At 55.5% G+C, this 11,095-nt stretch carries 6 protein-coding genes; 5 read left to right on the plus strand and 1 reads right to left on the minus strand.

Translation table 11 applies throughout. From position 1 onward, the window contains the following. Nucleotides 1–118: 118 nt before the first annotated feature. Both QHG98_05965 and QHG98_05970 read left to right on the plus strand, forming a co-directional pair. Nucleotides 119–1,678: a hypothetical protein gene (locus tag QHG98_05965; GenBank protein MDH7597269.1), complete on the plus strand. Its 1,560-nt coding sequence runs from the start codon at nt 119–121 to the stop codon at nt 1,676–1,678. Next, the gene (locus QHG98_05970; protein MDH7597270.1) at nt 1,678–6,000 is read left to right on the plus strand and encodes a C25 family cysteine peptidase; all 4,323 of its coding nucleotides are present in this window, start codon (nt 1,678–1,680) and stop codon (nt 5,998–6,000) included. The genes QHG98_05965 and QHG98_05970 overlap by 1 nt, the downstream gene beginning before the upstream one ends. A 623-nt stretch (nt 6,001–6,623) precedes the next feature. On the opposite strand, the gene QHG98_05975 is transcribed toward QHG98_05970, so the two are convergent. Continuing rightward, nucleotides 6,624–7,463 carry a phosphate ABC transporter substrate-binding protein gene (locus tag QHG98_05975; GenBank protein ID MDH7597271.1) on the minus strand — a complete coding sequence of 280 codons (840 nt, stop codon included), beginning with the start codon at nt 7,461–7,463 and terminating at the stop codon, nt 6,624–6,626. Nucleotides 7,464–7,874: 411 nt separating this feature from the next. Here QHG98_05975 and QHG98_05980 point away from each other — a divergent pair, with 411 nt between their 5' ends. The 3 genes from QHG98_05980 to QHG98_05990 all read left to right on the plus strand — a co-directional run bounded on the left by QHG98_05980 (nt 7,875) and on the right by QHG98_05990 (nt 11,083). Further along, nucleotides 7,875–8,264 carry an ArsR family transcriptional regulator gene (locus tag QHG98_05980; GenBank protein MDH7597272.1) on the plus strand — a complete coding sequence of 130 codons (390 nt, stop codon included), beginning with the start codon at nt 7,875–7,877 and terminating at the stop codon, nt 8,262–8,264. Between the two features lie 423 nt (nt 8,265–8,687). Beyond that, nucleotides 8,688–9,599, plus strand: a complete 912-nt coding sequence (locus tag QHG98_05985; GenBank protein MDH7597273.1) for a DUF1743 domain-containing protein — start codon at nt 8,688–8,690, stop codon at nt 9,597–9,599. Continuing rightward, complete coding sequence (locus QHG98_05990; GenBank protein MDH7597274.1) at nt 9,584–11,083, plus strand: thiamine pyrophosphate-dependent enzyme; 1,500 nt, start codon at nt 9,584–9,586, stop codon at nt 11,081–11,083. The genes QHG98_05985 and QHG98_05990 overlap by 16 nt, the downstream gene beginning before the upstream one ends. Nucleotides 11,084–11,095: the final 12 nt, after the last annotated feature.

Below are 11,095 nucleotides of genomic sequence, written 5' to 3' on the forward strand. Positions count from 1 at the left end.
GGACCATGGTTGCATCCACATGACCCAGATCTTCAGGGCATTCTCGACTCTAGATACTGTTTTATACCTTGATGGAAAGAGTGAACCGAAAGAAAATCGTTGTCACTGTGTGGTCCTGATGAAGCCCATTTACCTCATACTCATCGTGCTGCTTCTGAGCGGGATCGCCTCCGCCCAGCTGAAGCCAGATCGGGAGCGTTTCGATATCGAGATCCACCCTGGAGAGGTCATACACAAGACGCTGACCCTGACAAACACAGGCGAGGAGCCGGTATCGAGGATAAGAGCCACCTCTGTGGGTGGAGATGCGAAGGATATGATAATGATCGATATACCAAAGAAGGCGATAGATCCGGGCGATGATATGGATGTGGACATATTCTTCATGGCGCCTCCTGAGACAAAGCCCGGAGCGTACGCGGGATTCTTCTACATCTTCGATGAGACCGCACCACCTGCTCTTCCAATAGCCATAAGCTTCAACCTCAACGTCATCGAGAAGGACAGCTACAACGTCGGGCTCTACATAAACGATGCCAGGGAGGCGGGCGGGGAGGTCACCCCTGATGAGCCTGCAGAGTTCGATCTCGAGGTGAGAAACACCGGAAGGTTCAGGGATCTCATCGAGGTGTACATTCCTGAGGTCCCAGAGGGCTGGCACCCGAAGCTCTTTGATGGGGATGAGGAGATAGATCTGCCATACTCGCTCCCGCTCCCATCCGGCTCAAGCCGTATTCTGAGGCTGGAGGTTGAGGTTGATGAGAACGCAAGGAGCGGTTCAATGAGGATCGTGGCGGAATCACAGGGCAACAGATCAAAGAATGCCAGTGTTGCTGTGAATCTCGAGGTTGGGGTTGTGGTCAAGGGTTATGATGTCAGGATAGATGTCCCGAAGCGAGTGGTCGTGAACAGGAGCTATGAGGGGAGGATGACCCTCTTCCTGGAGAACAACGTCAGGGTGATGGTCGATGCAGTATCAGATCCATCTCTGCTGATCGTGCCATCGAGCATGGTTCTGGACATCAACGGCAGGTTCGGATCAGCCAACTTCTCTCTGATCGCGACCGAGCCATCAGGATACGCAATAGTCTTCAGGATGGTCGATTCGAATGGCGTGCCGTTCCCGCCTGAGATTGTGTATCTGGAGGCCATAGAGCCATCAGGGCTCGCGATAATCACATCGGCTGATCCCAGGTACACAGCCATGGCCTCTCTGCTCTCAGGAAACAACACGACCGTGCCTGTGATTCAGGTGGGGGACAGGTTGAGCAAGGAGATCAGGGACCAGCTCCTCCCGTACAGGGATGTGATCATACTGGGCGATGAATCAGCGGTAAGCAGCAAGATCGAGTCTGAGCTATCCGGCTTCAACGTCTCGAGGATCGCAGGCGCAGATCTCGCCGAGACCTCCTGGATCCTCGCAGACCGGATGTGGTCCAACCAGACGGCAGTGGTCGTCTCCGGGCCGGGCGAGGTGGATGTCTTCAGATCATATCAGATCGCAAAGCGCTCAGGTCTGCCACTGGTTGTTTGTGGCGATGCGCTCACAGATTCGATCAGGGCAGCGATGGAGAACATGATGGCGAGAGGTCTGGAGAAAGCGATCATCGCAAGCGGCGTGAGCGATACAGCGGTGGAATCGCTCAAAGCAGCTGGCCTCTCAGTGGAGGTGTCGTGATGCGCGCCATGTATCTTGCAGTTCTTCTACTGCTTCTGGTATCACAGGCAGGTGCTGTGTTCGAGAGGGGGGCGAAATCAGATGTCGATGAGATGATACTCGTCGGCGGACACGACTGGCATGCTGTTGTGGCATCGGTGCCGCTCTCGACATGGAGCGAGGAGAACACCACTGTGGTGAAGCCGATGCTGATACTCCCGAGGGAGGTGAAGACCGGAAGGCGGCTCGGCTGGGTGGAGGGCACAGATCTTGAGAGGTACGGCATGGACGCCATCCTCCAGTCGATGATATCCGGCAACATCTCCGCGATGGTGATCCACGGCTCCGGCGAGGACGTCAAGACCCTCGTCAAAACAGCTCAGAAGCAGGGAATGAAGGTTTACATGACCGTCTCCCTGGAGCCGGAAAGCGATGAGGGGATGTGGACATCAACCTCACTGGTAAAAACGAACGATTCGACCCTGGCCGGAATGATCCGCGATGCGTTCAGGGGTGTCGAGCTCAGTAAGAGCCTGGAGGAGGGAAACGATACAGAGATCGAGGGATACTCTCTGGATGCAAACGGGAACCGGGGCTCTCTACTGTGCCCTGTGAATCCGAATGTCAGGGAGGATCTGTACGCCAGGATCGAGGAGATCATAGATGAGTACAAGGTGGATGGGGTGGTGCTGTACAGGTTCGGCTTCGAGGGAGATGGCTACTGCTTCTGCGATGTCTGCAAGGAGGAGTTCTACAGAGATACAGGGCTGGACCTGACGAGGATAGGGTCCTCAGGTTACAACTACCAGAAGTGGCTCTCGTGGAGGGAGCAGAAGGTCCTGGAGATCGCGCGAGAGGCGCGTAACATAACCAGAAATCTCGGGCCGGTGGAGCTCGGCATCGCCATAGACGAACCCTTTGACAAATCGAAGGGCTACAATCTCTATGATCTCTCCGGTACCTCAGACTTCGTTATAATTTCCTCAGTGCCGGTGCGAGATGCGGAGCTCGCCGCCAGGGTGACTGATACGCCGGTATATGTGAGGCTCAGCGATGATTATGTCGAGTACATGCTCTCCACCCAGAACGTTGAGGGCGCTCTGAACTACATCGAGAGTCTGGTCGGATCAGGATGTGACGGCATCTTGTTCGAGTACAACGTCGTTTACACACCGCTCTGGTCTGAGCTCGAGCCGCCATCGAAGGCAGCTCAGTGGCTCATAAAGGCGCTCGGCATGAGGACGCTCGGCATCGGAGATGTCTCCTGGGCATGCAATGATACGATAAGGTACAACAGCAGCGAGGAGCTGGCGGTGCTTGTGAGCAGCCGGTGGATTTACTCCCCAGGCGCGGTTCTGGTCGGTGAGAACTACACTGCAGGGATCCAGGCAGCTACAGTGGCCTCTTACCTGAACTGGCCTGTTCTGTTCTTCTCCGCCAACATATCGAACACCACGCTCTCAGAGATCGAGAGGCTCGGTTGCAGGGATGCCATCATCGCAGGAGACGCGCCACCTGACGTGGTCAGGAGTCTGGAGGAGATTAACGTCACAGTCCACAGATACGATCTGGATCTTCTTCTGAGAGAGATGAGGGCGCGCAACGATTCCGTCAGATCAATGGTGCTGACAAACAGCCATGACATATCCCTGATACCTCCAAAGCCGGAGAGCAAAATAAAGAGGGCGATCGTAAAGGATCTCTGGATCACTGTCGAGACCACGCCTGCGAGCATTCCATCAGAGGAGGCCGGTGAGGTCGTGAGGATGAACATAACGCTCAGGAACACCGGCACAGAGCCCCTGAAGGGTATAAGTCTCGTCGACATGTTCGCAAGCGGCCGGTATGTGAGAATGCCGATATACTACAAGGGAAAGCTCTCGATCACCGACCCGATATCCAAAGAGCCGTCTGATCCAGCAGGCGCGTTCTTCAACGGCTCGATACTCACGTGGGATCTCGAGAAGATCGACCCGGACGAGTCGGTATCCCTGAACCTAGAGGTCGTGGTTTTACACCCGATGGATGCCGGCTGGGTGCAGCCTCTCGACAGGGGCATGACGGTCAGGTACACCGGCGTTGAGGATAACGTCACTGTGAAGACCGAGAACGACGGGCCGGTCTCGGAGATAACGTACCCAGGAGAGATGCCCGTCGGGACTGCGATAGTCACATGGAACGTCACTGAGCCGCACAGCTACACGGCCCTCCGGCTATTCAGCCCGCACGGGCTGATAGGCTACGTGAGGTTCAGCGCCGGGTCGAACGGATACCGCGCAGCTCTTCCGATGCCGGAGCCTGGAAGCTGGTTGTTCAATATTGAGGTCGGCGGCGGCACAGAGTACCGGACGAAGAACATGACCATAGAGGTGAGGTCGACACTGCCGCCGAACAACGTGACAGCGTTCAGCCACACAAAGGTGCCGAAGCTATCTCTGGCATCGATGCAGGTTGCGGCAGCAAAGCACGCCATTGTGATGGATGTGGCAAAGGATCCGCAGTATGTGGATCCAGAAGATGTGGAGGAGTGGCTGCGCGAGAGCGTGGAGGAGATGGAGCTGAGGCCTGAGTACCTATTGGTGGTCGGAGACCCCGGATCGCTTCCATTCCCGACGACCGGTGTGAAGCAGGAGCTCGAGGGAGATCCATTCTCCTTTGATATTTACAGGGATTACAGGATAGAGATGGATGACGACAACTACACAGAGGTGGCGACCGGCCGGTTCATAGGTCTCAGCGTATATGACGTCTCGCAGATGGTTGCCAGGACGCTGAGCTACGACAGGCTTCAGGGCAACTGGAAGAACACATCGCTCGTTGTGGCCACGCCTGTTGAGTGGCCCTGGAGCCCGGTGCCGATCAGGATAAAGGAGTATCTTGCGGACGCCGGCCTGAACTCGAGAGACCTGCGATGGGAGGAGGCGACATTCCAGAGGGTCTCGGCGTTCATGAACAATGGCGTGGGGATAGTCCACTTCGATCACCATGGTTCGGAGAAGGGCTGGGCGCTCTCGAGCTGGGCGATGACAGACTCGTTCCTGGATGAGACGCAGGTCAAGCAGTTCGTTCTCGCTCCGCAGCTCACAACGAGCAACTCATGTCTTAGCGCCAGACTGAAGGGATTCAGCATCAACGTGAGCGGCACGGAGATGTACATACCCATGAGGCTCGACGACTCGATAGCCCTCGCGTTCGTCAGGGCTGGAGCCGTGGGATATGTGGGATCGTCCGCGCTTGTGTGGATATACGTATCAGAGGACTACAACAAGCGCTTCTACCAGGCGCTGGTGTTCGAGAATGCAACCGCGGGCGGGGCCATGAGCCAGGCTGAGAACCTGTACATCATGAAGATGGATGGCGCGGAGAAGATATCCTTCGAGAGGATAGAGGAGATGCTGCCGCCATGGGAGTACTCCATGAAGGAGATGATGAACCAGACGGCGAGCAGCTTCATGCTCTTCGGAGATCCTGAGTTCAGGCCTTATCTTCCAAAAACACCGGAGCTTCCGTACAGGATAGATGAGGTCAAGGGCAACGATACTGTTGCAGTTTCCGTCTCCCCCATCTCAGAGCAGGCCACGGACTGGCTCTACTGGCTCGGCGTGGACAGCACCGACGGGGAGATCAGCCTCAACGCGCCTCCTGCGATCATAGCTGAGGTGCTGCTTCCCAGGGATGCGGAGGATGTCGTGGTCAAAGAAGGGTCCAGGGTCGTGTGGCATGCGGAGGATGTATCAGGAGAGCACAAGCGTGTTATGTGGCCTGTCATCAACCCGCGGCTCGGAGATACTAGGAGCTTCTCAGTTGAATACCGCGTCGTCCCCGAGGAGATCCAGATCATAAACATCACCGCCGGCTGGAACGCGGTCTCCATATACGTCAAGCCCAGGGATCCGCGCGTGGAGAAGTACATCAAGGGCAAGCCATACCGGGGAATATTCACGGTGTCCGATGATGCCTGGAGCTACTCGCTGAAGGACTCGATGATCACGAACATAACAACCCTCGAGCCTGGAATGGGCTACATAATCGACAGCTATGATGATTTCACCATGAAGATATCCGGCAAGCCTGTGGAGCGACCGTACAGGCTCAAGCTGAGACCCGGCTGGAATCTGATCGGGCTGCCTGTGAACGAATCGCTGGCTCCCATGAACATCACCGTCAACACAGAGCACCGGCGGTACAGCTTCTCAGAGGCGGTCGAGAAGGGTCTGATCTCGGCATTCATGTGGAAGTATGAGGATGACGACTGGAAGCCGCTGAAGATGGACGAGCCGATGGAGCCGGGAAGGGCATACCTGATAGAGGTCACGAAGGAGTGCAGGCTGGAGTTCAGGTGACTGCCATCGATCCATGCTATGCGGGTCGTCCGCTGGCCTCCTGGCAGGGCAGCGGAGGCCCCGTCTTCAGTTGAGCTGTAAAAATCACCGGCTTCTGCATGTGGATTAGACGCTGGCAGGAGGATTTCTCAGTGCGCGATCCACATCGGAATCCATGAACATGCTCAATACGTTGAGCTAAATTGCCATCTCGACGGATCTCTGGATGAACGACTCTGCCATAGCAGCTTCACTTGATCTGTAACTCAAGCACGCTCACCATATTGAGCAAATACCTGGCAACAGGAACGAAATGCAATCCGCGAAACTGTACGGTGGAAGTTCAGCAAAGATAACGCCAGAGCAAAACTCAAACGACACTACAATACGGTTAAAAATTAATGTTACTGAGCAATAGTCATATCTCGCCTCAGTACTGCTATCATGACTCAAGTCCACAGGCGGTCGATTTGAATCAAACTCCCCACCATGGGGAGATCTCAATTTGTCAAATTTCATGGTCAATATATTTGCAGAAAATCCTTAACCGATGACAAATGATTATGATTCAGAGAGGGGGTATCAACACTGTGCTCATGAGAGCCTTGATCTTCCCATCTGATGCACACGGTGATCTCCTCGGCTCATGGCGGTATGAACCCGTTCATCTCCGCTATCCTGCGACCCTGCGGTCCCAGAACGAAGTCTATGAATGCTCTGGCTCCTGCGGTCGGCTCGCCGAATGTGTAGAAGTACAGCTTCCTCGCGAGCGTGTAGTTTCCGCTCCTTATGTTATCCATCGTCGGATAGACCCCATTCAACGCGATCGGCATCACGCCTCCAGTCTTCACATAGCTGTATCCCAAGTAGCCTATGGCCCTGTCGCTCCCGATTATCGCGGTCTTGACCTCTGAGCTGTCCATGGCCTCGATGCTCACGCCCGGGGTCTCAGCTGCCGCGGATCCCATGATGATCTCATTGAACGTGTCTCTGGTGCCTGATCCCGCCTTCCTTCCCACCACCATGATCTCTCTATCAGGCCCTCCGACGGACTTCCAGTTTCTCATCTCCCCGGAATATATCATTCTGACCTCCGCCGCCGTGAGGCTCCTCACGCCGCTGTCATATATCTGCGGGCTCACAACGATCACTATCGCATCGTAGCCGACCAGTACCTCCCTGAATTTGCGATCAGCCCTCTCATAAAGCGCCTTTTCCGAGGGCTTTATCTCCCTGGAGCACATGGCTATATCCGCTCTGCCCTCGGCAGCGTCGATTATCCCCACGCCGGATCCGCCGGCTGTGACCGTCACCATGTACTCCCTGCACATGAAATTGAACTCCTCAGCGCAGAGCTCTGCAAGGGGCATGACGGTGGTGGATCCAGAGACACGAACCCGCTCCACTCCATTTGACGGCACGAAAAGCAGGACGAGTAACAGCATCAGAAAGGGGATCAGAGGCAGTGTTTTAGACGTTGCCATCGCAGTCAAACTCTCATCAGCATCATATATAACTGCCACGTCCAGCTGTATCGCACGGCAGCATTCGCATGGCGGATCGCAGACAGATCACATCATGCTTCCATGCCGGCTGAGATTTCATCGGGCAGATGGTGAGATGCCAGGATGATGCGCATGCATGATGTGTTCCCCGGAACCGGTTGCATCTCTCCTGGCACATCAGAAAGCTCCGCAGACATGCTGAGATTTGCTCACATGTTATGGACTCATGACCACACCCAAATTCATTCTCTAGGGGCTGCGCATATGTTGTTTACTATTAATATCATGTACCAAAGTAAAAAGATTGATTAGAATTATTTAACAGAAATAAACTATTTATAGTATAAAGTCCACCTTACATCCTGAAGGGTACAATATTGAGGGAGTAGCATGAAGGAGTCCTATGTAATGAAGTTCGACTCTAGGGATATGCAGGTTGTCGAGATCCTTCGGAGCTTGGGGGTTCCAAGAAAGGTCTCGAACATGCTTGCTTACCTGGCAAACGTGGAGGAGGCCACGTCTCGAGACATCGAGAGGGGATCTGATCTGAGGCAGCCAGAGGTGAGCATAGCCCTGCGAACCCTGAGGAAACACAACTGGATAGAGGAGAGCGTGCGGAGGAACGACGGCACCGGCAGGCCGGTGAAGGTTTACAGGCTCAGAGCATCGATAGATGAAATACTGAAGTATTACGAGGAGGAGAAGCTAAAGGAGGCGAACAGGGCAATGGAGCGGATACAGAAGCTCAGAGCTCTGCTCGGCCAGAGCGGCTCCTCATGATAAAAGATCTGCGATCCTGGCACCTGAGGAAATTCACCGGACAAGTGCGATGGGATCTCTGAGCTGCGCTGGTGGTTGCCCGCCGCCGGAGATGCTCTCATCCAGCGGAGCTTTTTTATGGGGGTGAACCATCACTCCCATTTGGGCAGTGGCTTCGATTCGCTGAACCTTTTATCAGGAATCGCCATCCAGGGGAGCAACACCTCATGAATCTGTGCTTATCTGCAGAGATCAATGATGCAGCTGACAGGCATGTATTAAAGGGCGCATGGAAGATCATAGCCCCTGGATCAGTACAAGCAGCACATGCGACAGGAGAGGCTTGCCAGAATAGGAAGGCGTACATCGTCTGCAGATTCACGCAAAATCATAATGGCTGTTGGGCTCTGTCGTTGTAAGTAGTTTGAAAGAGAGGTGCTTTGGGTGCTCTTCGATCTGGATGATCCCTACGTGGTGGCATACAGGCAGATCCATGCCATCTCCAGCCCGTCCGGGGATATGGTGGAGATACTCGAGAGGTCCAGCTGCTATGGCGGCTCCGCATGGGCCAGGTATCACTACAGCAAGGGCCCGCTGGTTTTGTCCTCGAGAAACCTTGGGGAGTGGTTCAGGTATCTCGTGAGAACGGGGGAGGTGGATCTGGATCTAATTTCCTCAAGAAGGTCTGCTGGCATCTCGTCTGTATTTGTGAAAGGCGATGAGGTCGAGATTACCTACACAGGCCTCGGGGGAGGTGGTGTCGGTGCGACGTTCACCAGGGCGAGGGCTGGAGATGTGTTGAGATCGAGAACCACAGAGGCAGGTGGGGGGAGGGTGGCGACGGGAACCATTGTTGTCCCGAGAAGGGAGCGCCTTGTGATCGGGGTTGACAACACTGACTCAAAGACCACTGGGGCGACATGGTCGCTTGTTCACAACATATCCGAGAAGGTCGACCGTTACGAGGCGAGGTACATCTCTCACTCGCTCGTGCAGCTCTTTCCTGTGCCCACGAAGACCCAGAACTGCGTCTCGACTGCGGTGGAGTTCGCATGCATCCCCGGACGGGAGAGGGAGATGATAGAGGATTTCAGGAGGCTTCTTGAGAGATACACAGTCTCCGATGAGACAGGAATGGTGGTATGCAGGAGCTTCGACCCCTCCGTGCTGCTTGAATATGCGAGGAGATGCAGGCTGGAGAGGGTGAGCTACGAGGATGCTCTGAAGGCTGCGATCAGCGCGGGACTGGAGATCGTGATGGACGGGCAGGGCCTCATCGGCGCGGTCGCTGCGGTGCCGTACTTTGCAGACTCTGATAGATCTGTTGTGCCGGAGTGGCTATGCGAGGAGCATTGAAGCAGATACATCAGGCCCTGATGGATGCGGGCGTGGGTTACATCACGTATGTGCCCGGCTACCCGGTAACAGATCTTGCCCAATCTCTAGGGGCTGAGATCGCCGTGAACGAGAAGGTCGCATTTGAGTGCGCCCTGGGAGCGTCCGCCACCGGCATCAGATCTCTGGTCGTCGTGAAGCAGCTCGGCATGAACATACTCGCAGACCCGCTCGCCATCTCTGCGACCCATACTACTGGCGCTGGTATTGTGATCCTGGTCGGAGAGGATCTCGGCCCGAGAGGCTCGCAGATCGAGATGGACAGCAGATTCTACGGCCCTCTGACAGAGCTGCCGGTCCTCGATCCCTCAGCTCCAGACCTCCACAGAGCCGTTACTGAGGCATTCCGGACATCAGAGGAGCTCTCAATACCGGTGATATTGAGGGTGACATCAGATGTGCTCGAGGATGCCAGCACCGAGTCGATCACCGGAGCTGGTATACCAGCATCTCTCCAGCAGACGCCCAGATGCTTCGATCGGTCAATCTGGGATCTGACAGCGAAGGGACGCCACCAGAGGCATCTCGCGAAGGTTCTCCCGGCTCTGAGCGAGGCCTCTGAGTCCTCAGCCCGCATGAAGCTCCGCGGAGATACAGGCGTGATAGCGTCTGGCTCTGTGGTTCCGCTGGCGGAGACTGTGTGCGAGGAGACCGGATCTTCGCTGCTTGTCACGCTATACTCCCATCCGCTCCCGATGAGAACCATCGAGAGGTTTATGGGCATGCACCGGCTCATCCTTGTGGCAGAGGGGCCGGGGCCGTTCATCGAGTCGCATCTGAAGGGTGTGCGCGGCCGGCTGACAGGCCATCTCCCGTACGGATGCATCAGAGCAAACGATCTCAGAACTGCGATCAGCCTGATCCATATCTCGGACCTGAGAGGAAGTATCGAGATGGAGACCGCTGCTGGCCGCCCAGCGAGAAGGTCAATCTGCGAGGGATGTCCATTTCTCCCCCTGTACAGCGCTCTCTCCAGGATTGATGCGCCGATCGCGGGTGATGCAGGGTGCACGATACTCTCCCTGAGGATGGGCGCTGTGGACATGGTCTACGGTCTCGGCTCATCGATCGGAGTCGCATCTGGCTTCAGGGAGAAGGGGATCGCGATCGTGGGGGACTACGCGCTGGCGCACACCGGCATCCAGGGATTGATCAATGCGATCTGGCACAGAAAGAATGTGGTTGTGGGCGTGATATGGAACCGCGTCGCTGCAATGACCGGATTCCAGGAGGTCTTCGATCTGGAGCATGTCTTAAGAGCGCTTGTGCCTGATATGCGGACTGTTGAGATGCCTGCACCGGATCACGAGATCGAGCGCATTCTCAGGGATGAGCTCAGCTCCCCCGGGGTCTCACTCGTGATATTCAAAGGCACCTGCACCAGATCTGATGCTAGGAGTTCTGCGGTTGAGCACGGCATCTCCGAACAGGTGCGTCCCAACTGATATGCAGTCTGC

The sequence above is a fragment of the Methanothrix sp. genome (assembly GCA_029907715.1).
GTDB lineage: Archaea > Halobacteriota > Methanosarcinia > Methanotrichales > Methanotrichaceae > Methanothrix_B.

What these genes read in the sequence shown, in the direction of transcription:
- QHG98_05980 (MDH7597272.1), top strand. Translation starts at nt 7,875, where the DNA reads ATGAAGGAGTCCTATGTAATGAAGTTCGACTCTAGGGATATGCAGGTT.
- QHG98_05975 (MDH7597271.1), bottom strand. Translation starts at nt 7,463, where the DNA reads ATGGCAACGTCTAAAACACTGCCTCTGATCCCCTTTCTGATGCTGTTA.
- QHG98_05965 (MDH7597269.1), top strand. Translation starts at nt 119, where the DNA reads ATGAAGCCCATTTACCTCATACTCATCGTGCTGCTTCTGAGCGGGATC.
- QHG98_05990 (MDH7597274.1), top strand. Translation starts at nt 9,584, where the DNA reads ATGCGAGGAGCATTGAAGCAGATACATCAGGCCCTGATGGATGCGGGC.
- QHG98_05970 (MDH7597270.1), top strand. Translation starts at nt 1,678, where the DNA reads ATGCGCGCCATGTATCTTGCAGTTCTTCTACTGCTTCTGGTATCACAG.